Raw genomic sequence first — 21318 nt, forward strand, 5'->3', positions numbered from 1 at the left:
GGCTCGTATCATCCGAATACGCGGTCAAAATAATCCTTCAACTGACGGGCAATCTGGTCGTTGCCGAGGGCGAACTTGCGAAGCTGCTTGATGTCGCCGTGCATCCACGCCGTGAACGCTTCGGCGAAAGCCTCGCAGCGACGGTTGTAGTAATCGTTCCACTTATGTTTTTTCCCGATGGATTGAAGCATCGACGCGTGCAGGTCGCGCCACTCCTGGGTGTCGCTGAGCCATCTTCCACCGGTACCGTACGCCGCGTCGGCCGCATGCCCGAACTCGTGGAAGACCACGTTCTCGCTGCCGCTGCGCCCGCCGGAGTTGATCACCAGCCGGCGCGGTCCACCCATGTACACGCCCTGGACGGTGTTCCAGCTCGTTCCGGCCTTGCGTCCGTATGGGGTACTGCCTGCAAGGCTCTCGGTACCGGGCAACTGGAGTAGGGGGCGATTACCTATGACGATTCCGCCACCGGCCACGGCGTTCATATGCTCGCTTACCCTCGCGTAGATATGGCTGGGCACTCGGGCGAGATCTGTCACCATCTGCCCGGTCTCAGGTGTCTGGTCGATGATGTTGACGAATGCGCCACCGTCGGCGGGAGGATAAGCGACAGTGAATTCGTACACATCGGCCAGGCGCACCTGATCCCCCGGATGCAGCATGACTTTCGTGCCGGGTGCGATCTCTTCGCCGTTGACGTAGGTGTGGTGGGTAGATCCTTCATCGCGGATCCAAACGCGGCCGGAGGGGTAGGTGCCGATACTGGCGTGCCTGCGCGAGATCCGGTCGGCGCGCGAAAGCCCGCTGGGTATCCCCGTCCCGTCCCGCCCGAGCAGGACCGGTTCGCCACCGCGCACCAGATCCAGCGACACGTCGCCGAGTGAGTTGTTGAGCTTCACCGCCAACGGGCGCGGAGGGGCCTGACCATAACCGTCCTCGAAACGTGCGGCGCCGATCCAGTCACCGAGCCGGACCTGATCGCCGGGACGAAGCCGAACCGGCCCTTGATCGGGATCGACCTTGATGTTGTCGACCCACGTCCCCCGCGTGGAGTGTTCGTCGCGCAACCACAGAGTTCCGAACTCGTCGCGGTAGATGACGGCATGGCGGCGGGATACCGATGTGTCGGTCAACTGGTCCGACAGCGGGGAGTCGGTCCCGCGCCCGAGCACAACCTGTTCACCACGCCGCAATGTCAGCGGAGGCACGTTTTCGTCGTCGGACAACCGCAGCTCCAGCGGCGGTTCCTCGCCGAATCGCAGCCGTGTCGACACGTCCCCGAACTTCACCTCGTCCTCGGCGTTCAGGTAGCGTTTCTGGCCCTCCGGCACGATCTCGTCGTTGACCCGCAGCGGGTTCCAGCCGTCGTGAACCCGATCGAGCACCCAGATGCCGCCATCCAGGTCACGTCCGACGATCACCTGCCGTCCCGGCCTGCCGATCACCATCGCGTGGCCGTTCAGCGCACTGACGTCGACGGAAACCTCCTGGCCGGGTTCGAGGCGGATGGGGAGCTTCTGTCTGCGCTGCTCGAAGCGCAGCTCGGCGGGCGGAAGTTGCGGGGGTTCCTCGCTGCCGATACGAGCGGTCCCGACATAGTCCGGGCCGAGTCCCACGTTGTCGCCTTCGGACAGTGTCACCCTCTGGTTCGGAGCGATCCTGTCCCCGTTGATCCATACCCCTTCCGACCCCCGGTGGTCTCTGATCCACAGACGACCGTCGTGGTCCAGCCCGAGCGTCGCGTGCTGCTCCCCGATGCCGCGGATGCCACGCAACTGGGATGCGAAGGGCGAACTCTCGCCGGTGCCGATGATGACCGGCCTACCGGGTTCCAGCCGCACGGATGTCGCGTCCGTCCCGACGCCGAACCGCACGTGCACCGGGCTGGCGTCCAGCGCGGCGTCCAGCGGAATGAACTGCGCCTCCCCGCGGTAGCCGCCGAATCGCACGCCATCGCCCGGTGCCAAAGTGCGCTTCTCGCCTTCGGCGAGCAGGTCGCCGTTCACCCGGGTGCCGTTGGTGGAGCCCGCATCCCGGATCCACACGCGACCGTCCTCGTCCATGCCCATGGTCGCGTGGCGGCCCGACACAGTGATTCGGCCGGTCGCCTCAGGGTGTATGAGGCCGCGACCGAGATCCACTTCTCGGCCACGATGCAGCGTGAACGTGGGCCCGTCGTCCCCGAACAACCGGACTTCGGCTGTCTGCCGCTCGAATGTCACCCCCAGTTCGAGGTCCCGGCTCAGCAGCAGCTCTTGCCCGTCGTAGATGCGCACCCATTGCCCGCCCGCCAATTGCTTGCCGTCGACGAAAGTGCCGTTCATCGAATTCTCGTCGCGGAGCATGACGTGGCCTTGATCGTCCACCTTGAGCGTCGCGTGACGGCGTGACACCCGATCGTTCGCGACCTGCTCCAGCAGCGCGCCTTGGCCGCGTCCGAAAACGTATTCCTGGCCGGGAATCAGTCGCAGCGGAATCCGCGCGCCCTCAGGGCCGGTCAGCACCACGTCGACGTAGCCACCCTCGGGATGGCGGTAGTGCCCGGTGAGTCCGGCCGGCGGCGGCGCACCCGCGAGCGTGTACCGGTCCTGGCTCGCCGACTGCTCATGCAGCTGGACGCGCGGCTGCGGTCGTGTCGGCGGGCCGTCATACGTCGGTTCGTCGGTCCGCGTGTGGGGCGTCGGCTCTTCGTGTGTCGCCGGAGCCTCATCCGCTGCCGACTGCCGCCCGGCCGGATCTGCCTCAGCGACCGGAGGACGCGGCCTCGACTCGTCCGGAACACGCGAATCGTCCCGGATCGGCCGTCCATCCGACGTCTCGTCGACCGGGACCCGCGGCGTCAGTTCCTCCTGCCGGACGAGCGGACCATCCGCATTCCGTGGTAGCGCCGGCGGCTGGTCCCGGCGGCCTCGTGGCGCGACCGCCGAGCCGTCGACTTCGCCGCGCGGTGTGGGTGGCCTCCCGTTGCCCGCAAATGCGTCAGCGCCGGGCGGCCGGTCTTGTCGCGGCGTGACCGACACCGCCCGGCCGTCACCAGGGGTGATTCCCGGCGCCGAGCCGGGAGACTGCGGTGACACAGGCGGCAGAACCCCACGCCCGGCGTCACCACCACCCGCGGCATGTTCCTCCAACGCGGTCATCCGCTGGAGCATGCCGTCGTACCAGTCCCGATGACCCGCGGCGTAGAACACCGGGCTCAACTCTTCGACACGCTGCCGGATCTCCAGCAACTCCGGGCGGGTGAGAGCGTGGTCGTTCCACAAGATCTCGTTGGTGTCCCCGTAACGCAGGAAGTTCTCCGCGAAGGGGCCGACGGAATACTGCGCGTCGGTGAAATTCTCGAACGCGCGACTGTGGTCGATCCCCCATACGTTGCCGTCCGGATCCACCATCCAGTTGTCGCCATTGCGGTCCGGTATGCGTATCAGCACGTCCATGACACCTTGGCGCATTCCGGCAGGACCGCTGACGACGTCCTGCGGGAACGCGCTTCGCGGATACGTGTCCGCCGCCACCGTGCCGGGCACCACTTCCATGTAGACGTGGTCGCCGATCACGTGCACCGCGGGCACCCGTGCGCCCACCGCGTCGCCGACCAGCGAGCTCAGGAATTCCGCGTGTGCGTGCAGCGGATCGGAAACCACCTTGTGGATCACTTCGGTGCCGTCGTGGAAGATGAGCCGCTCTACCACCCTCGCCGACTTGCCCTCGGTGCTGAATCGTTCGATGGTCTCCACTCGCGGTGGTTCACCGGAACTCAACAGCTCATTGATGCGTGAGGCGAATTCCCAGTGGCGCAGACCGAGTCGAGGGGCGTCACCTTCCGAACGCATCGCGGTACGGCCTGCGGTGTGGACTCGGATCGCACTACCCGCCGCGCCGACGAACCCGCTGCCGAAGCCGGTGATCGCGGCTTCGCGAACCATCTTGAACAGGTCACCGAGGCTGTGGATCTCGTCCATGTGGATCAACACCGACGGCACCGCGCCTGCCAGACCGCCGGTCACACCGCCCGCGCCGCCGAGCAACATCGTGCCGCCCATATGGGCAGCGAGCCGACCGCGCTGACTGATCGCTCGGCCGCGCGCCCAGCCCAGCACGCGCGGCGCGAGTCTGCGGCCGACCTCCGCACCCGCCACACCACCGACCACACCGCCGAGGAGCATTTCCAGGAAGGCGCCCACGTCGAACTTGTCGCGCACGCCGTCTTTCAGGTCCCACAGCTGTGCGCCGCCGCTGATCGCGGCACTGGTCAGAAGACCGACTTTCGCCGCGTGCACCGCGCCGTGCAGCGCAGCCCGCTGCGCAGCGCCCGCTACCGCTCGTTCGCCCACCTCCGCGGTGAGTCTCGCGGCCGCGGCGGCCATCGCCTGCTCGGCCTCGATCCGGTCGATCAGCGCCTTCGCGCCCCCGCCCTGGAAGAACAGCAGAGCATCGTAGGCCAATTGGGCGGCGAGGGCGATCCCCATCGCGAGCAGCAGATGCTGTGTTTGCACACTCGAATCAGCGACGTCGTGGCACTGCTTTCCCAAGCTCTGGCACACCGCTGCCTGATCGCGCATGGATTTCACGACGACACGGTGGCGGTCGGCCAGGGCTGTCGACGTGGCGCCTTGCACGGCTTGCTCGGTACGCCCGGCCTCGCCCTCGTATCGGTCGGCGGAGTCGTTCAACTCACCGGCAGCCACCAGGTACGCGTCCCCGTTACGACGCATTCCATCGATGTCGGTCTCCGGCCAGTGGCCGAGGACCAATTCGCGCACAGCCGAAGGCACCTCGGCCAGCAAACCGCTAGCATCCATCGCAGCCTGCCTCCCGGCACCCTCACATTCGCTGCGAGATCATTCAGACATATCGGACCGCACTCATTATTCCCAATAGTGGGAATTCGATCGGTAAGGGAAAGCTGGCCGTACCCAGCGCGACGGACAGTCGAGATTGCAACTAATCCGAAAGTACTGCGCCGAAAGTAGCTTCGTTATCCCACACCGAGCCGATCGACCAGACGGCGCTTTCTGGGGCAACCGTCACGCGGTCCCGGCCCGGCGGCGGGAGTCTCACCACAGGCGGGTATGCGACCAGCGGTTCCGGGACAATGTCTGCAAGTACATAGGGAGACGGTGTGGGCGAAACATTTTCGGTCGATCCGGATCGGCTGCGGGAGCACGCGCCGCAGTTCGACCTGATCGGGGCGGACGTGGCGGCCACCGTGCGAAAACTGCGCGCGGCCTTGGCCGAGGAAGGCGAGCCTTGGGGCAAGGACGACGCCGGCCGCGCGTTCGCCGAATCCTACGTTCCGGAGCACAAACGAACGATGGCCGACTTGAACAGCCTCGTCGAAGTGCTCCAGCAGGCAGGCACCGATCTGCGCAATCTCGCCGAAAACTTTGAGAATCACGATCGGGCCGTCGGGCAGCGTATCCGTGACACTGCCGACGCGTTCCAGAAAGATCCGGTATCGATCCCGCTGGGAGAGCAGGTCACCCCCACCCACCGGCTCAGCCCGAACGCTACGGACGTACCTACTGCCGCGCAGCCATACGCAGGATCTCCTCTGCCCACCGCGGCCTCGACGGCGGCCCCGCCGGCCCACCGAACTCCCGTCACCGCGCCTGCGACCGCTCGGTCACCTGACTTGTCGAGCGCTCCTGCCGGTACTCCCGGCACGCCTGAGGACGGTTCGAGCCCGAGGCAGCAGCCGGGCGGGACCGAGGGGAATCCGCCCGGCCGTGACCACCGCGGCACCGAACAGCCAAATACACCCGGTTCCAGCGCGCAACCCGCTCATCGGGCAGAAACCGCATCCACGCGTCCCACGCAGGGCAATCGGCCGTCTTCCCCGTGGACGAAGCCTGCCGCCACGAATCAGACCGCCGTGACGCCCCGGGCCGGCGTGGCGAAGCAGACCGGCGCCACGGCTCCGAGTACGCCATGGTCCAGGCCCATCACAGCGCGTCCGCCGAGGGTTTCCGCCCCGGACGCGGGGACACCCGGTTCGCCGCCGCGCGCGCCGGGCCGCCCTCCCGCACGACCGGATCAGAAGGACGAGAAAGCAAACCGGAAAGTGGACGCCTCCGCCGAGTCGGTCGCAGCCCGCCTCGCCCGGGAACTCGCCGACCGCCACGGCGTGCGCGCCTTCGGTTTCGAGACCCCGGGCGTCGCGGTCCAGGTACTGACCGAGATCGTCGCCGCAGTGGACGACGTGCTGCCGCGATACCCGCAAATCGTCTTGCGCGCCATTGGGATCGAAGAACTGGCGAGCGGCGAAGCGACGCGGCTGGAATGGGATTCGGGCGCGACACCTGGCGACTCCGAGAACGCTCCTGATTCACCGGAGAAGCGCTCCTCGGTCGCGTCCGAGGGGGTGCTCACCGCACGCATCGTGCTGGCGGTGGGCGCTGCCACCGACCCGGAGCGTTTACAGCAGACCGTCACCACAGCCGACAACGCGGGCATGCTCGCCCCCGGATGCGCGAGACGGCCCGTGTATTCGTCGATCGTGCGCGAGCTCGGCAGAGCGCTCGACGGAGCAGGCGGCTTTCGCGCTCGCGCCGCCGCACAGCGCGTGCTGGTCAGGGCGTATATGCCGCAACTGAACCCGGAGGACAAGGGCTCGTTGAATCGCACGGTGTCCGGCTTCCAGGAATGGCGGTCGCAGTTGAGCGGCCGCAGCTTCGATCGCGGGCGATTCCACCCCGCCGCTGCTCTGGCCGAGGCATTCACCGACGTAGTCCTCAACGCCGCAGAGGCCGCGCCGCCCGCGCAGGTACTGCACCGCCTGCTCGTCACCACCGCGGACTCCCCCACACCCCCGTAATCACCACCGCACAGTCGTACGAGCGGCCAGTGTGTGAGCGTCCGGCTTGCGAAGGTGAATTTCGTTGAGAGGCAGCGATATTGTGAGCAGCATGCGGTGGATGGTTGCGATGAGCTTGGTGCTGCTGCTGGGCGGCTGCGCGCAGACCACGGCGGGAAGGCCGCAGCCGGTAGCGGGGGCGTCACAGACGGCGTCGTCGCCGCGGGCGACGGCGGCACCGGAGAAGGAAGGGGAACTCAGAGATCGGATCGCTTGGGTTCGGCAAGGTACGCCGGTTGATCTCGCCGGCTTCCATTCGGCCCGGATCGAGGGCGGTCCGGTGACCGACCTGCGGGACGATATCGCGTTCGTCAGCCCTACCAGCAAGATCAGTTGCGTCACGGGGACAGCGCTGGGAATGGACGGGTTCGACTGCACGGTCGAACTGAAGGAACCGGTGCCCGCGCCGGGCGAGGGCTACGGCCAATGGTTCGGCGGATACGTGACCTACACGGGGCACCGGTTGACGGTGGGCCAATTCCGCGGCGATCCAGGGCTTTTCATCAACGGTCATGGCCGGACCTTGCCGTACGACAGCACCATCGCCTTCGGCGACTACGCCTGCCGCATCGCGACGACCGGCCTCACCTGCGTGCACCCCGCCCAGGGCACGGGCGTGCAACTGAGCAGCGAGGGCGTCGTCCCGCTCGGCTGCCTGCGCGAACTCCCGCAGACGGAGCGCGAACCGGCCGTCGGCCGCGCTTATGCCTGCTGAGCACCCGCCGCTGCAGCATCCAACGCTATTCCGTGGCCTTCGGATGACCGGTTCCGGCGTACGTTATCCAGGTGGTTCGATGATCGTCATCGATCAAGTACCAGACTCTGCCCCCACTGGTGCCTTCGTACTGCCAGCGCTCGAGAGTGGCGCCCTTCCACACCGCCGATCCCATCGAACCTTTGAGACGATGCTGCCGCTCCGGGTTCGCCGATGCCCTCGGATTCGCTCGGATCGCGTCGAACGCCCGACGAAGGTTGGCAGCCGCGTGCTGCGCCAAATGCTCCCGACCGGTACAGGCTTCGGTAGTCGCGAAACGGACTTCGAATTCTTCGCCGACCGCAGAGGGCGCGACGCGATCGCCCCGCTTCGGACTCATCCGGCCGACTCTTCCGACTCCGGCACCGGGACCGGCCCGAGATCGCCTTCCGGCTCACGAGTCAGAATTGCCAAGAGCGCCGGGTCGGCATAGATCTCAGCTGTGTGCCGCCACTGTGCCAGCAGCGTGGCCAGTGGAGCGAGGTTCTCCAAGGCCGCCGCACCCCGCGCTACCGCGACCAATTCTTCGAGAAACTGATCGAGATCCCCTGCCGGGAGGAAGGTCACCCAAGGAACAGCGTCCGGCAGGACATCCCGCACGGCCTCCGCACCCAGCCGACGCACCAGACCCGCGAGCAGTCGCGCCGTGAAATCGACAACTATGCCCTCGGCATCCATCTGCGATACCCGCATGAGTGCCAGATCGTCGGCATCGCGCCGACGCAGCCGCAATGCGCGCACGTCGTCCAAGAGCTTCGCGGTCACCGCAGGCTTGTGCAGTAAGTCGCTGAAAGGGACAACGTCGTAGGCAGCGCTCATGACATCCACACTACCTCGGATGTCAGAACCGCTGGAATAGGAGCCCCGAAACGCGAACGGCGCCGCCCCTTTCGGAGCGGCGCCGTTCTCAGCGATTCAGCGAATCACTTGATGATCTTCGTGACGCGACCGGCACCGACGGTGCGGCCACCCTCGCGGATCGCGAAGCGCAGACCCTCGTCCATGGCGACCGGCTGGATCAGCTTGACGGACATCTCGGTGTTGTCACCGGGCATGACCATCTCGGTGCCCTCGGGCAGGGTCACAACGCCCGTCACGTCAGTCGTACGGAAGTAGAACTGCGGACGGTAGTTGTTGAAGAACGGGGTGTGGCGGCCGCCCTCGTCCTTCGACAGGATGTACGCCTGGCCCTCGAACTCGGTGTGCGGGGTGGTGGTGCCCGGCTTCACGACGACCTGGCCGCGCTCCACGTCCTCACGCTTCAGACCACGAACCAGCAGACCGACGTTGTCGCCCGCCTGGCCCTGGTCCAGCAGCTTGCGGAACATCTCGACACCGGTGACGGTGGTCTTGGTGGTCTTCTCGCGGATGCCGACGATCTCGACTTCCTCGTTCACGTTGATCACGCCACGCTCGACACGACCGGTGACCACGGTGCCACGACCGGTGATGGTGAAGACGTCCTCGATCGGCATCAGGAACGGCTTGTCGGTCTCACGAACCGGGTCCGGGATCGACTCGTCGACCGCGGCCATCAGCTCCAGCACCGACTCCGCCCACTTCGGGTCGCCCTCGAGCGCCTTCAGACCGGAGACCCGCACGACCGGCGCGTCCTCGTCGAACTCCTGCGAAGCCAGCAGCTCGCGGACCTCCATCTCGACGAGCTCGAGGATCTCCTCGTCGTCGACCATGTCGGCCTTGTTCAGCGCGACCAGGATGTAGGGCACGCCGACCTGACGGGCGAGCAGCACGTGCTCACGGGTCTGCGGCATCGGGCCGTCGGTGGCGGCGACCACGAGGATGGCACCGTCCATCTGCGCCGCACCGGTGATCATGTTCTTGATGTAGTCGGCGTGACCCGGGGCGTCGACGTGCGCGTAGTGGCGCTTCTCGGTCTGGTACTCGACGTGGGAGATGTTGATCGTGATACCACGAGCCTTCTCCTCGGGCGCCTTGTCGATCTGATCGAACGCGAAGCTCTCGTTCAGATCCGGGTACTTGTCAGCCAGCACCTTCGTGATCGCTGCAGTCAGCGTGGTCTTGCCGTGGTCGACGTGACCGATGGTGCCGATGTTGACGTGCGGCTTCGTCCGCTCGAACTTCGCCTTCGCCACTTCTTTGTCCTCCTGGACTTGTTGGTGCGTGCAATTGCAGCAGTGCGGGGGTCATCCCCGCGGACAACGGGGAAAGGGTTTACAAACGCCCGGGAGCCATTACTCGCCGGTCGCCTTGGCGATGATCTCCTTCGACACGTTGGCCGGAACCTCCGCGTACGAGTCGAACACCATGGAGTAGTTCGCCCGGCCCTGGGTCTTCGACCGCAGGTCACCGATGTAACCGAACATCTCCGAGAGCGGAACCAGCGCCTTGACGACACGGGCACCACTGCGTTCCTCCATGGCCTGGATCTGACCACGGCGGGAGTTCAGGTCGCCGATCACGTCGCCCATGTAGTCCTCGGGCGTCGTGACCTCGACCGCCATCATCGGCTCGAGGATCACCGGACCGGCCTTGCGAGCCGCTTCCTTGAGCGCTTGCGCGCCCGCGATCTTGAACGCCATTTCCGACGAGTCGACGTCGTGGTAGGCGCCGTCGAGCAGCGTGACCTTCAGGTTCACCAGCGGGTAGCCGGCGAGCACACCGTACTGCATGGCGTCCTGGGCACCGGCATCCACCGAAGGGATGTACTCCTTCGGCACGCGGCCACCGGTGACCTTGTTCTCGAACTCGTAGTGCGCGCCGTCCTCGCCGACGAACGGCGCCAGCGCGATGATCACCTTCGCGAACTGGCCGGAACCACCGGTCTGCTTCTTGTGCGTGAACTCGAGCTTCTCGACCGGCTTGGTGATCGTCTCGCGGTAGGCCACCTGCGGCTTACCGACGTTCGCCTCGACCTTGAACTCGCGCTTCATGCGGTCGACCAGGATGTCGAGGTGCAGCTCGCCCATACCGCCGATGACGGTCTGGCCGGTCTCCTGGTCGAGCTTGACCGAGAAGGTCGGGTCCTCTTCGGAGAGACGCTGGATCGCGGTGCCCAGCTTCTCCTGGTCGGACTTGGTCTTCGGCTCGATGGAGACCTCGATGACCGGGTCCGGGAAGGTCATGGACTCGAGCACGATCTGGTTCTGCGGATCGCACAGGGTGTCACCGGTGGTGGTGTCCTTGAGACCGATGACCGCGTAGATGTGACCGGCCGAGGCCGCGCCGACCGGGTTCTCCTTGTTGGAGTGCATCTGGAACAGCTTGCCCAGACGCTCCTTCTTGCCCTTGGTCGAGTTGATGACCTGGGCGCCGGAGTCGACCTTGCCGGAGTACACGCGGACGTAGGTCAGCTTGCCGAAGAACGGGTGCACCGCGATCTTGAACGCCAGCGCCGCGAACGGCTCGTCGGCGCTCGGCTTGCGGGTGAGCAGTTCCTCTTCCTTGCCGGGCACGTGGCCGGTGGTGGCCTCCACGTCCAGCGGCGAGGGCAGGTAGTCGATGACCGCGTCGAGCATGGGCTGCACGCCCTTGTTCTTGAACGCCGAGCCACACAGCACCGGGTAGAGCTCGGAGGTCACCGTCAGCTTGCGGATGGCGCCCTTGATCTCCTCGATGGTCAGCTCTTCGCCGCCGAAGAACTTCTCCAGCAGCGCCTCGTCCGACTCGGCGACGGTCTCCAGCAGTTCCTGGCGGTACTGCTCGGCCCTCTCCTTCAGCTCGTCCGGGATCTCGACGACCTCGTACTGCTCACCGAGCTTGGTCTCGCCGCGCCAGACCTTGGCGTTGTTCTCGACCAGGTCGACGATGCCCTCGAAGGTGTCCTCCGCGCCGATCGGCAGCTGGATGACCAGCGGCTTCGCGCCGAGGCGGTCCTTGATGGTCTGCACGGTGAAGTAGAAGTCCGCACCGAGCTTGTCCATCTTGTTGACGAAGCAGATCCGCGGCACGTCGTACTTGTCCGCCTGACGCCACACCTGCTCGGACTGCGGCTCGACGCCTTCCTTGCCGTCGAACACCGCGACGGCGCCGTCGAGCACGCGCAGCGACCGCTCCACCTCCACGGTGAAGTCGACGTGCCCGGGGGTGTCGATGATGTTGATCTGGTTGTCGTTCCAGAAGCACGTGGTAGCCGCGGAGGTGATGGTGATACCACGCTCCTGCTCCTGCTCCATCCAGTCCATCGTGGCAGCGCCGTCGTGGACCTCACCGATCTTGTAGGTGATGCCGGTGTAGAAGAGGATGCGTTCAGTTGTGGTCGTCTTGCCCGCATCGATGTGGGCCATGATGCCGATGTTGCGGACCTTGTTCAGGTCGGTGAGCACGTCCTGTGCCACGGAAATCTTCCCCGCTCGTAGCTAGTTGGGATTATCGGGGACGACCCTGTGGTCGCCTCTATGTCAACGCCGGAAGCGGCCGGTGAGTGCCGCCTCCGGCTGTGCCTCCCGACCCAGACGACGGGCCGGGCAGACGTCACCAGCGGTAGTGCGCGAAGGCCCGGTTGGACTCGGCCATCTTGTGGGTGTCCTCACGGCGCTTGACCGAGGCGCCGAGGCCGTTGCTGGCGTCGAGCAGTTCGTTGGCCAGACGCTCGACCATGGTCTTCTCCCGGCGCGCACGCGAGAAGTTGACCAGCCAGCGCAGGGCCAGAGTGTTGGCGCGGCCCGGACGGACCTCGACCGGCACCTGGTAGGTGGCGCCACCGACGCGGCGGGGCTTCACCTCCAGCGACGGCTTCACGTTGTCCAGCGCGCGCTTGAGGGTGACGACCGGATCGGTGCCGGTCTTCTCGCGCGCCTGCTCCAGCGCACCGTAGACGATGCGCTCGGCGGTGGACTTCTTGCCGTCCAGCAGGATCTTGTTGACCAGCTGAGTGACCAGCGGCGAACCGTAGACCGGGTCGTTGATCAGCGGACGCTTGGGTGCGGGGCCCTTGCGTGGCATATCAGCTCTTCTCCTTCTTGGCGCCGTAGCGGCTGCGGGCCTGCTTGCGGTTCTTCACACCCTGGGTGTCGAGCGAGCCGCGAATGATCTTGTAACGAACACCGGGGAGGTCCTTCACACGACCGCCGCGCACGAGCACCATCGAGTGCTCCTGCAGGTTGTGTCCCTCGCCCGGGATGTAGGCCGTGACCTCGACCGAGCTGGTCAGGCGAACACGCGCGACCTTGCGCAGCGCGGAGTTCGGCTTCTTCGGGGTCGTGGTGTACACGCGGGTGCACACGCCACGACGCTGCGGGCTCCCCTTCAGGGCCGCGGTCTTCGTCTTGGCGACCTTGTCGCGGCGACCCTTGCGGACCAGCTGGTTGATGGTTGGCATAGACCGGCTTTCCTTATTAGTTAACGCGGTGTGTGGACTTGGTGTCTGTTTTAAGTTCGCGGCGTTCCCGGGGCCCTTCGTGAAGACAAGCTTCCACTTCGAGGCCCGTCGTTCACGCCGCTGTCATCGAGCTTTCACTCGCACGTCCGGCCACGTTTCTCGCGTCCCGAGGTCGGGCGTGTCGCGCGCGGCGCGGAGCCCTTATTCCGGGCACGCTGGATTCGTCGGCCGCTCTCGCTGGCCTACGGTCACGCACGAACTTGCCCGCATGCTTCCGGGCACAGCGGTCCACGATACCCGTGGCCGGGACACAGGGTCAAAGTGGGTCGGTTCGAAGATCGTCTACCTGGCCAGGTTCAAGGTCATTTCCATCAGCTTCTTGGCCGCGTCGCACGGGTCGGGATGCGCCGAGCCGGGGCGGTAGTTGATCCACCAGCCGATCACGCCGTTGTCCGGCGCACTCGCCGTCACGCCGCAGGAATCAGGGTCCTTCGGCCTGCGTATCTGCAATGCCAGCGAACTCTGGATGGTGATGTTGGTGGTCTCGTAGCCGAGCTTGTTGTTCGTCTGCTTCTCGTTGCTCAGCGTCCCGTTCTCGTACCAGTTGAGCGTGGCCATCCCGTTGCCGCCGGGCGCGCCGATCAGATCCCACATGCACACCGCGCCGAAGAACGACTCGCTGACCGTGACGCCCTCGCCGACGGCCTTGCCGATCTGCTCCTCGGACAGGATCATGCATTCGCGCAGCAACTTGTCCAGCCTGGTGTTGACCGGCTGGCTTCCGCCCACCGGCTGCGGCGAACCGGGCACCACCTGACTACAGCCGCCCACGGACAGCGCCACCGCCACCGCAGCGGCGGCCACCGCGCCTCGCCCGCGCAGGACTCGTCGCACGTTCATGCCCTTCCCCTCACTGCATCCGTTGCAGAGTCAGCTCGGCGAGAGCGCGGCTGCGGTCGCACGGGTTGCCGGTGCCCGTGCTGAAATTCCCGATGTTCGTCGACCATTCGAAGAAGTCGTCACCGAGTTGCACGGCGAGGTCGCAGATCTGTCCACTCGGATCCAAGGCGGCGAAACCCTCGCGCCCACCGACCTTTATCGGATCGGGGGCTCGGCCGTTCACGGTCACCCACGCCCGCTCACGCTCGATCGGACTCCCTCGATAGGAAGCGAAAGTGATACTGGCAGAACCGATGCCGGCCGACTGCCAATTGCAGCCGACGGCATTGCGGAAGACGCCGGAGATCCGGCCGAGCCCGCCAAGAGCGCGCACCTCGTCGTCGGTCACGTGCCCACACTCCCCGACGAACGGACCCATGGCCACCACTTTGGGCGCAGGCCGCGACGGACCGGGGTCCTCGGAGTCTCCGCTCGAACCGCAACCCGCCAGTGCGAGCACCAAGGCTGCCGCGGTCACGACCGCCGACTTGATCCGCATGGCAAGAACTCTACCGATTGCGCTCCGGGCGGACCGTCCGGCGAACACGGCCGGGCAGCGCTGCCCGCGACAGCCGGGCCGGCCATAGCTGCGTGAGCTCCGATTAAAGATTGCCCCGGGCTTGCTGTTCGCGTTCGATCGCCTCGAACAGAGCTTTGAAGTTCCCCTTGCCGAAACCGAGGGAGCCGTGGCGTTCGATGAGTTCGAAGAAGACCGTGGGGCGGTCGGTGAGCGGTCTGGTGAAGATCTGCAGCAAGTAGCCGTCCTCGTCACGGTCGACGAGGATGCCGCGCCGCTGGAGTTCTTCGACCGGGACGCGGACCCGGCCGATGCGGGCGCGCAATTCGGGATCCTCGTAGTAGGCCGTCGGCGTCTCCAGGAACTCGACACCCTCCCGGCGCAAAACGTCCACGCAACCGAGGATGTCGCCGGTGGCGAGCGCGATGTGCTGGACACCGGGGCCGCGGTAGAACTCCAGGTACTCATCGATCTGGGAGCGTTTCTTGCCGACGGCGGGCTCGTTGAGCGGGAACTTCACCCGATGGTTGCCGTTGGCGACGACCTTGCTCATCAGCGCCGAGTACTCGGTGGCGATGTCGTCGCCGACGAACTCGGCCATGTTGGTGAAACCCATGACGCGCCGATAGAACTCGACCCACTCGTCCATCCGCCCGAGTTCCACGTTGCCCACGACGTGATCGATCGCCTGGAACAACCGGTTGGGCGCGCCGTCGCGCCGCTGGTAGTTGGAGCGGCGGGCGACATAGCCGGGCAGGTAGGGCCCGAAATAGCCGGAACGGTCGACCAGGGTGTGCCTGGTGTCGCCGTAGGTAGCCAGCGCGGCCGAGCGGACCGTGCCGAAGTCGTCGGTCTCGTCGTGCGGTTCGACCAGGACGGTGGCGCCGTGGGTGCGCGCCCACGCCACACAGCGGTCGACGTCGGGCACTTCGAGCGCGATGTCCACCACGCCGTCGCCGTGTCGATTGTGATGGGCGGCCAGCGGACTGTCCGGGTGCACCGCTCCGGTGATCACGAAACGCGCCGCACCGCTACGCAGCACGAATGCCTTGTGGTCGCGATTGCCGGTCTCCGGACCGGAGTACGCCTCCAACCGCATGCCGAAGGCGGATTCCAGGAAGTGCGCGGTCTGGGTGGCGTTGCCCACCGCCCAGACCAGAGCGTCCCACCCGATGACCGGGAACGGGTCACCGCTGTTGTCGTGGTCCACCAGCCCCACGAGCGTGCGCAGCTCGCCGTCGCTGGGAACGGCGCCGGACCGGGTGTCCGGCAGGTGCTCGATGGTCATGTTCCAAGGAAATCGCCGGTTCCGTCGGCTAGGCAACAGCGCCGATTCCCGGTAGTCAGTGTGGCGAATTCGGCTAGGAAGTGGCGGGCCATGCTGGACAATTTGAATAGCATGAGCGGGCCGGGCAGCGAGCCCGGTGCGGCGAACGGAGGCCGGCATGGCGCGCACATCGGCGAAGCTCGACGAACTCGATCTCGCCATCCTGTCCGCGATGCACGAGTACCAGAAGGCGGGCATTCTCGAACTGTCCCGGCGGACCAGAGTGGCAAGGGCCACCGTGCAGTCCCGGATCGCGCGCATGGAGGAGTCCGGCGTGATCGCCTCCTACGACCCGCAGATCGATGTCACCGCCGCGGGGTTCGACGTGCAGGCCTTCGTCACGCTGGAGATAGCCCAGGGTGCGCTGGACGCGGTGGCCTCCGAGCTCGACGCCATCCCCGGCGTGCTGGAGGCCTACGCCACGACCGGCACCGGCGACGTGCTGTGCCGGATCGGGGCCGACTCGCACGCGGGGTTGCAGGCCGTGCTGCTGAGCATCGACCGGACCTCCTCGGTGGTGCGCTCGCACAGCGTCATCGTTCTTTCCACCGTGGTGTCCCGCCGGGCGCTGCCCCTGTTGCGCACATTGAGCCCGACCGGGACGACCAAAGCGCCCGCCTACCGACCAGCCCGCGAGCAGTGAGCGACCCCGGTCAGGGGCGCAGGCCGGCGTGCACGTCGAGGATTTCCACGCTGCCCTGCTTGTCCGCCTCCAAGAAGGCGAGCAGAGCATGCGCCTCCGCCTCGACATCCGCGCGCTCCGCCCCGGTCCAGTTCCGGGTCGGACTGATGCGGAGCCGGGCGGTTCCCGCGTTCGTGAAGATCTTGTACACGCCCGCGAGAAAGCCGTCGACCAGCACCGGCGAGACCTGAGCCGCGAAGGCGCGCAGCGGAGGGGCCGCGCCGTCGGGCACGATGCGGGTCCGATCCTGGTGCGACAGCAAGGCGTTGTCGTACCAGCCGAGCAGCCGCACCGGGGCGGGAATGTCCGGATCGGCAAGTTCACCGTCGGCGATGTCGTAGAGCGTCCGACCGCGCTCGTCGGTGTAGGTGCGCACCCGGTCGCCCAGTTCCGCGACGGCCTGCTTCATGCCGAGCAACTTCGACCAGGTCTGCATGTCCATGGTGCTCGCAGGCCCGAAAGCACGCAGATAGCGGAAGATCAACTCCGCCAAGGGATACGAGGGGTCCAGCGGCGCGCCCAACCAAGGCTCGACCCGCGACCAGATCGGCCTGCTGTTGTCCTTCCACTTGCCGCGCGGCGGGGTCTGCAACACCGGGAGCTGGTACAGCCAGGTCTGCAGCACCGCGCCAGGGTCGCGGTCGGGGTACAACTCGGCGGCGCGGGCGCGCAGGTCCGCCGCGGACATCGGCTCGTCGGCGAGCGCGGCTTCGCCGTGCCCGCGCACCTCCTCCGGATCCAGTCCGACCATGGCGCCGTAGTTGAAACCATTCCGGAACGGCACCTTCTCCAGTTCCGGCTGTATGTGCGGCGCGATCCGCACCGCGTCGGGCGGCGTGACCAGGTGAATGGTGCCGCGCATCAGGGTGATCCGGACCAACGACCGGTCCTCCAGCGCGTCCGAGACCGTCGCCGGATCGAAATCCGCTGCGCGGCTCCACAATGCGACGAACGGCGGCAGCGAATCCTGCGCCTGCAACCCGACGAGATGGTCGCACATCTCGTGCACCGTCAACCGCGAGCGCTCGAGTAGATGCTGGCGAGCCAGCAGGGTCCGGTTCAGTACCCGGTTGGACAGCTTCATGACGCGGCCGGAATGCCTCAGCGCAGGGTGACCACGACCTTGCCGGTGGCCGTCCGGTTGTCCAGCGAGGCGACCGCCTCCGCGGCCTTGTCCAGCGGGTACAGCACCGGTTCCGGCGGGGCGATCTTGCCGGAGGCCAGCAGCGGTTCCACCTCGGCCCACTGCTCCTGCAGATAGCCCGGATGCGACATCACCCACTCGCCCCACGCCGCGCCGGTCACCTCCACGTTCTTCAGCAGCAGCCGGTTGACCTTGACGGTCGGGATCTCCCCTGCGGTGAAGCCGACTACCAGCAACCGGCCCGCCGAGCCGAGCGACCGAACGCTGTCGGTGAAGCGGTCGCCGCCGACCGGGTCGAGCACGATGTCGACGCCGCGGCCGCCGGTCAGCTCCTTCACCGCCGCCAGCCAGCCGTCGGTCAGCACCACGTCGGTGGCCCCGTTGGCGCGCGCGACCTCGGCCTTCGCCTCGGTGCTCACCACGGCGATCACCCGGCCCGCCCCGAGCGCCGCCGCCATGCGCAGCGTCGAGGTGCCGATGCCGCCCGCGGCGCCGTGCACGAGCACCGTCTCACCTTCCGCCAGCCTGCCCCGGGTACGCAGGCAGAAGTGCACGGTGAGGTCGTTGAACAGAATGCCCGCGCCCGCCTCCAGCGAGACGTTGTCGGGGAGCCGGAACACCATCTGCGCGGGCGCGACGGCCGTCTCGGCCAGCGCGTTGCCCAGCATGGTCAGCGCGATCACCCGGTCACCCGGTCGCACGTGCGCGTCCTCGGGCGCTTCCCGGACGATGCCCGCGACCTCGCCGCCCACGACGAACGGCAGTTCGGGTTTCATCTGGTAGAGGCCGCGCGTCATCAGCACGTCCGGGAAGGCCACACCGGCCGCGTGCACGTCGATCACGACCCCGCCCGGGAAAGCCGCGGGCTCCGGAATATCCACGATCCGGATCGCTTCCGGGCCTTCCAGCTTGCTGACCTGGGCTGCGCGCATGTGCCGACCTCTCTGTCCTCGCACCGGCCTGATCCGCGGCCGGCGCCACACCGACAACATAACCGGCGCGGTCCGACGACGCCCGTCCGGACGCCCGATTTTGCTATGCTGGCCGCGACCTCGCGGTCGGGAGGGAAGGGGGATTCATGGTCGAGCAAAACCAATCGCAACCTGCGACGACGATGCAAGTCGATCCGGCGGCGCTGCGCTCGTTCGCGCAGACTCTCCGTACGGAGGCCACCTCGGTCGCCGACCTCGGCGGCGGCGAGAGTCTCGGTGCCGTCGTCGGGGCGCTGCCAGGCACCGAGTTCGGCCCTGCGGCCCAGCGCGCGAACGACGCCGCGCACCGCTGCCTGGAGCGGATCGGCTCGCGGCTCAGCACGATCGCGGACAACCTGCACAACGCGGCGGGAAAGTACGAGCTGGTCGAGGACGACTTCGCGGCGAAACTTCGCACCATAGGACTCCAGGTGCCATGACGCTCAGCATCCCAGACGTCGAGAACTGGCGGCCGGAGCAGCTCACGGCGGCGGGCGCGCTCGCCGAACGGATGTCGCAGGGCCTGGACACCGCGGTCGGCAAGGGCGCGGACGACACGAAAGCACTCGCCGACGCCGAGCAGTGGTCCGGTTCCGCCGGCAACGCCGCGAACGCCAGGATGCAGACCGAGAAGACCCGCGCTTCCGCGGTGAGCGCCGCCCTGCTCGAGCTGAAGACGGCGCTCACCACCCAGGTGCAGAACCTCGCCGAAGCGAAAGCCAAGGTATTGAGCCTGCGCGACGACGCGCTGAACCAGACGCCGCCGTTCGACGTCGCGCCCAACGGCACCGTGGACGCCAAGACGCGCATCGACTATCTGCGCTCGCACGCGGACAAAGCCGACGTCGAAGGGCTCGTCTTCCAGGAAGCACTACAGGCGGCCTCGCGGACGTGGGAGCTGACCAACGCCCTGAAGACCGCCGATGACGTGGCGAACCAAGCGAAGACGCAGGTCGAGAGCGCGGCCGGGAAACTGGAGGCGGCGTTCGCCGGGCTCGGCGAGCCCAGCGCGAACGTGCCCGCGGCCCCCACCACGCCCGCCGCCACCGCACCGGCCGCCGCATCGGGGACCCCCGTCGCCGCACCGTCGTCGCATCAATCGAGCCAGCTGACGTCCGGGCACCACAACTCCGGGTCGCCGCACGGCACCTCGTCGAGCACGCCGTATCACGGTGGTACGAGTTCGTCCGCGCCGTCGGGGCCCATGCCGACCGGTGACGTCGCGCAGTGGATCGCCGAGGCGAAGCAGAAGCTCATCGCGATGGGGTACGACCCAGCGCAGATCGATGAGCGGGCCATCGCGCTGATCATCGAGCACGAATCCGCGGGCAATCCATACGCGGAGAACCGCTGGGACAGCAACTGGGTGGCCGGGCATCCGTCGAAGGGTCTGATGCAGACCATCGACAGCACGTTCAACGCGTACAAGGCGCCGGGCCACGACGACGTCTGGAACCCGGTCGACAACATCATCGCCGGCGTGCGGTACTCGATCGACCGCTATGGTTCGCTCGGCAACGTCCCGGGTGTCGCTGCCGTGAACTCGGGCGGCGCGTACCAGGGGTACTGACCCCGCGCACGGCCATGCTTCCCGCCCGCCGAGCCGCCGCGACCGTGCGTCGGAATCTCTCGCGCGCGCAAGACCCCGTTTTTGCTGGCCCAGATCCCCGCAGACGGACTATTAAGGAGGTACGGACGGCTCGACGCGAGGGTGTGACGTACGCCCCGTAAAGTCGTCACAACAGCACCGCACGAAGAAAACGCGGCACACCGTGCAGCGCGAGGAGCACAAGTGTCACTCGATCAGCCACTCGCCCCGCTTCCCGAGGAGGGCATGGGCTTTGCTTCGGCGTGGCCCATCCGGGCTGGCGATGTGGATCCCTACGACCGGTTGCGGTTCGACGCCGTCGCCCGCTACCTGCAAGATATCGCCTGGGAAAACCTGCACAGCACGTTCTTCCACCGGTCGGACCCGAACTGGATCGTCCGGCGCACCGTCATCGACGTCATCCGGCCGATCCTGTGGCCGGACGACGTGCAGCTGCTGCGGTGGTGCTCGGCGATGTCCACCCGGTGGACCAATATGCGTGTGCGGATCACCAGCGGCAACGGCGGATTGATCGAGACCGAGGGCTTCTGGATCAATATCAGCGAGTCCACCGGCATGCCCGCGCGGATCAGCGACGAGGGCCTCGCCTACCTCGCCCGCACGTCCACCGAACACCGCCTGCGGTGGCGGCCCTACCTGACCGACGCCACACCGCCGGAGTCGGACACCGACTTACCGTTCCCGGTGCGGGCCACCGATATCGACCAGTACAACCACGTCAACAACGCCTGTTACTGGCAAGCGGTGGAACAGTTCTTGGTCGAATATCCCAAACTGCTCGCGGGTCCACACCGCGCGGTGATCGAATACGTGGCGCCGGTGCTGGCACGCCAGCACGTGAGCGTGCGCAGCCGGTACGAACCCGGGGATCGGACCGGCCAGCCGGTGTTGCGGCTGTGGTTCGTGGTCGGCGGGACCACCACGACCGTGGTCCGCATCATGCCCATTCCCGCCTCTCCGAGTATTTAGGCCGTACCAGTCGGGTGGCGCGGGATTTGCGTTCAGGTCCTGCGTCGAGTGCTACTCGGGTTTTGGGCGTACCCGGTGAGTTACCCATGTACTTGCGAAATCAGTAGGCTGCTCCGCGTCTCCACCTCTTCAGGCCGTACTGGTCAGGGGCTCGACAGTTGCGTTCAGGGCTTGCGTGGGTGCCGCTCGGGTTTTGGACGTACCCGACGAGCTATCCATGTGCCTGCGAAATCAGTAGGCCGGTTCTCGCA

17 protein-coding genes are annotated in these 21318 nt (G+C 66.8%); 6 read left to right on the forward strand and 11 right to left on the reverse strand.

What is annotated here, in order from left to right; genetic code table 11:
- Positions 1–8: 8 nt before the first annotated feature.
- Positions 9–4802 (reverse strand): FHA domain-containing protein, encoded by a 4794-nt coding sequence (locus ABZW96_RS32530; RefSeq protein WP_355080009.1) that lies wholly within the window; start codon positions 4800–4802, stop codon positions 9–11.
- Between the two features lie 320 nt (positions 4803–5122).
- Between ABZW96_RS32530 and ABZW96_RS32535 the strand changes: the two genes are divergently transcribed.
- Positions 5123–6817: a WXG100 family type VII secretion target gene (locus ABZW96_RS32535; RefSeq protein WP_355080011.1), complete on the forward strand. Its 1695-nt coding sequence runs from the start codon at positions 5123–5125 to the stop codon at positions 6815–6817.
- Between the two features lie 115 nt (positions 6818–6932).
- Complete coding sequence (locus ABZW96_RS32540; RefSeq protein ID WP_355080013.1) at positions 6933–7571, forward strand: hypothetical protein; 639 nt, start codon at positions 6933–6935, stop codon at positions 7569–7571.
- A 375-nt stretch (positions 7572–7946) separates the two neighbouring features.
- Here the strand turns inward: ABZW96_RS32540 and ABZW96_RS32545 are convergent, their stop codons facing one another.
- The 8 genes from ABZW96_RS32545 to hppD all read right to left on the reverse strand — a co-directional run bounded on the left by ABZW96_RS32545 (position 7947) and on the right by hppD (position 15653).
- On the reverse strand, positions 7947–8429 hold the full coding sequence (locus ABZW96_RS32545; RefSeq protein WP_355080015.1) for a hypothetical protein: 483 nt from the start codon (positions 8427–8429) through the stop codon (positions 7947–7949).
- Between the two features lie 104 nt (positions 8430–8533).
- Entirely contained in the window at positions 8534–9724 is a 1191-nt protein-coding gene (gene tuf, locus ABZW96_RS32550; RefSeq protein WP_067809956.1) for an elongation factor Tu, read from the reverse strand.
- A 99-nt stretch (positions 9725–9823) separates the two neighbouring features.
- Positions 9824–11926, reverse strand: coding sequence for an elongation factor G (gene fusA / locus ABZW96_RS32555; RefSeq protein WP_355080017.1), 2103 nt, complete (start codon positions 11924–11926; stop codon positions 9824–9826).
- A 136-nt stretch (positions 11927–12062) separates the two neighbouring features.
- Complete coding sequence (gene rpsG, locus ABZW96_RS32560; RefSeq protein WP_014353063.1) at positions 12063–12533, reverse strand: 30S ribosomal protein S7; 471 nt, start codon at positions 12531–12533, stop codon at positions 12063–12065.
- A gap of 1 nt (position 12534) precedes the next feature.
- On the reverse strand, positions 12535–12909 hold the full coding sequence (gene rpsL / locus ABZW96_RS32565) for a 30S ribosomal protein S12 (RefSeq protein ID WP_039801925.1): 375 nt from the start codon (positions 12907–12909) through the stop codon (positions 12535–12537).
- 342 nt (positions 12910–13251) lie between these two features.
- Positions 13252–13809 (reverse strand): DUF3558 domain-containing protein, encoded by a 558-nt coding sequence (locus ABZW96_RS32570; RefSeq protein WP_355080019.1) that lies wholly within the window; start codon positions 13807–13809, stop codon positions 13252–13254.
- A gap of 10 nt (positions 13810–13819) precedes the next feature.
- Positions 13820–14347 carry a DUF3558 domain-containing protein gene (locus ABZW96_RS32575; RefSeq protein WP_355080021.1) on the reverse strand — a complete coding sequence of 176 codons (528 nt, stop codon included), beginning with the start codon at positions 14345–14347 and terminating at the stop codon, positions 13820–13822.
- A gap of 103 nt (positions 14348–14450) precedes the next feature.
- Complete coding sequence (gene hppD / locus ABZW96_RS32580; RefSeq protein ID WP_355080023.1) at positions 14451–15653, reverse strand: 4-hydroxyphenylpyruvate dioxygenase; 1203 nt, start codon at positions 15651–15653, stop codon at positions 14451–14453.
- A 157-nt stretch (positions 15654–15810) separates the two neighbouring features.
- Between hppD and ABZW96_RS32585 the strand changes: the two genes are divergently transcribed.
- The gene (locus ABZW96_RS32585) at positions 15811–16335 is read left to right on the forward strand and encodes an Lrp/AsnC family transcriptional regulator (RefSeq protein ID WP_355080025.1); all 525 of its coding nucleotides are present in this window, start codon (positions 15811–15813) and stop codon (positions 16333–16335) included.
- Positions 16336–16345: 10 nt separating this feature from the next.
- Here the strand turns inward: ABZW96_RS32585 and ABZW96_RS32590 are convergent, their stop codons facing one another.
- Positions 16346–17458 (reverse strand): winged helix DNA-binding domain-containing protein, encoded by a 1113-nt coding sequence (locus ABZW96_RS32590; RefSeq protein WP_355080027.1) that lies wholly within the window; start codon positions 17456–17458, stop codon positions 16346–16348.
- A gap of 17 nt (positions 17459–17475) precedes the next feature.
- On the reverse strand, positions 17476–18450 hold the full coding sequence (locus ABZW96_RS32595) for an NADPH:quinone oxidoreductase family protein (protein WP_355080029.1): 975 nt from the start codon (positions 18448–18450) through the stop codon (positions 17476–17478).
- Positions 18451–18596: 146 nt separating this feature from the next.
- On the opposite strand from ABZW96_RS32595, the gene ABZW96_RS32600 reads away from it, so the two are divergent.
- From ABZW96_RS32600 to ABZW96_RS32610, 3 genes are all read left to right on the forward strand, one after another.
- Complete coding sequence (locus ABZW96_RS32600) at positions 18597–18929, forward strand: type VII secretion target (RefSeq protein ID WP_355080031.1); 333 nt, start codon at positions 18597–18599, stop codon at positions 18927–18929.
- A complete protein-coding gene (locus ABZW96_RS32605) occupies positions 18926–20059 on the forward strand; it encodes a transglycosylase SLT domain-containing protein (RefSeq protein ID WP_355080033.1) in 1134 nt (377 codons plus the stop codon). Before ABZW96_RS32600 ends, ABZW96_RS32605 begins: the two co-directional genes overlap by 4 nt.
- 222 nt (positions 20060–20281) lie before the next feature.
- Positions 20282–21067 (forward strand): acyl-ACP thioesterase domain-containing protein, encoded by a 786-nt coding sequence (locus tag ABZW96_RS32610; protein ID WP_355080035.1) that lies wholly within the window; start codon positions 20282–20284, stop codon positions 21065–21067.
- Positions 21068–21318: the final 251 nt, after the last annotated feature.

The organism is Nocardia sp. NPDC004168 (genome assembly GCF_040610355.1).
Taxonomy (GTDB): domain Bacteria; phylum Actinomycetota; class Actinomycetes; order Mycobacteriales; family Mycobacteriaceae; genus Nocardia; species Nocardia sichangensis.

Excerpts from the sequence above, each read along its gene's own strand:
- hppD (WP_355080023.1), bottom strand. The coding sequence starts at position 15,653 with ATGACCATCGAGCACCTGCCGGACACCCGGTCCGGCGCCGTTCCCAGC.
- ABZW96_RS32585 (WP_355080025.1), top strand. The coding sequence starts at position 15,811 with ATGGCGCGCACATCGGCGAAGCTCGACGAACTCGATCTCGCCATCCTG.
- ABZW96_RS32545 (WP_355080015.1), bottom strand. The coding sequence starts at position 8,429 with ATGAGCGCTGCCTACGACGTTGTCCCTTTCAGCGACTTACTGCACAAG.
- ABZW96_RS32590 (WP_355080027.1), bottom strand. The coding sequence starts at position 17,458 with ATGAAGCTGTCCAACCGGGTACTGAACCGGACCCTGCTGGCTCGCCAG.
- ABZW96_RS32530 (WP_355080009.1), bottom strand. The coding sequence starts at position 4,802 with ATGGATGCTAGCGGTTTGCTGGCCGAGGTGCCTTCGGCTGTGCGCGAA.
- ABZW96_RS32605 (WP_355080033.1), top strand. The coding sequence starts at position 18,926 with ATGACGCTCAGCATCCCAGACGTCGAGAACTGGCGGCCGGAGCAGCTC.
- rpsG (WP_014353063.1), bottom strand. The coding sequence starts at position 12,533 with ATGCCACGCAAGGGCCCCGCACCCAAGCGTCCGCTGATCAACGACCCG.
- ABZW96_RS32595 (WP_355080029.1), bottom strand. The coding sequence starts at position 18,450 with ATGCGCGCAGCCCAGGTCAGCAAGCTGGAAGGCCCGGAAGCGATCCGG.
- ABZW96_RS32570 (WP_355080019.1), bottom strand. The coding sequence starts at position 13,809 with ATGAACGTGCGACGAGTCCTGCGCGGGCGAGGCGCGGTGGCCGCCGCT.
- ABZW96_RS32575 (WP_355080021.1), bottom strand. The coding sequence starts at position 14,347 with ATGCGGATCAAGTCGGCGGTCGTGACCGCGGCAGCCTTGGTGCTCGCA.
- rpsL (WP_039801925.1), bottom strand. The coding sequence starts at position 12,909 with ATGCCAACCATCAACCAGCTGGTCCGCAAGGGTCGCCGCGACAAGGTC.
- ABZW96_RS32600 (WP_355080031.1), top strand. The coding sequence starts at position 18,597 with ATGGTCGAGCAAAACCAATCGCAACCTGCGACGACGATGCAAGTCGAT.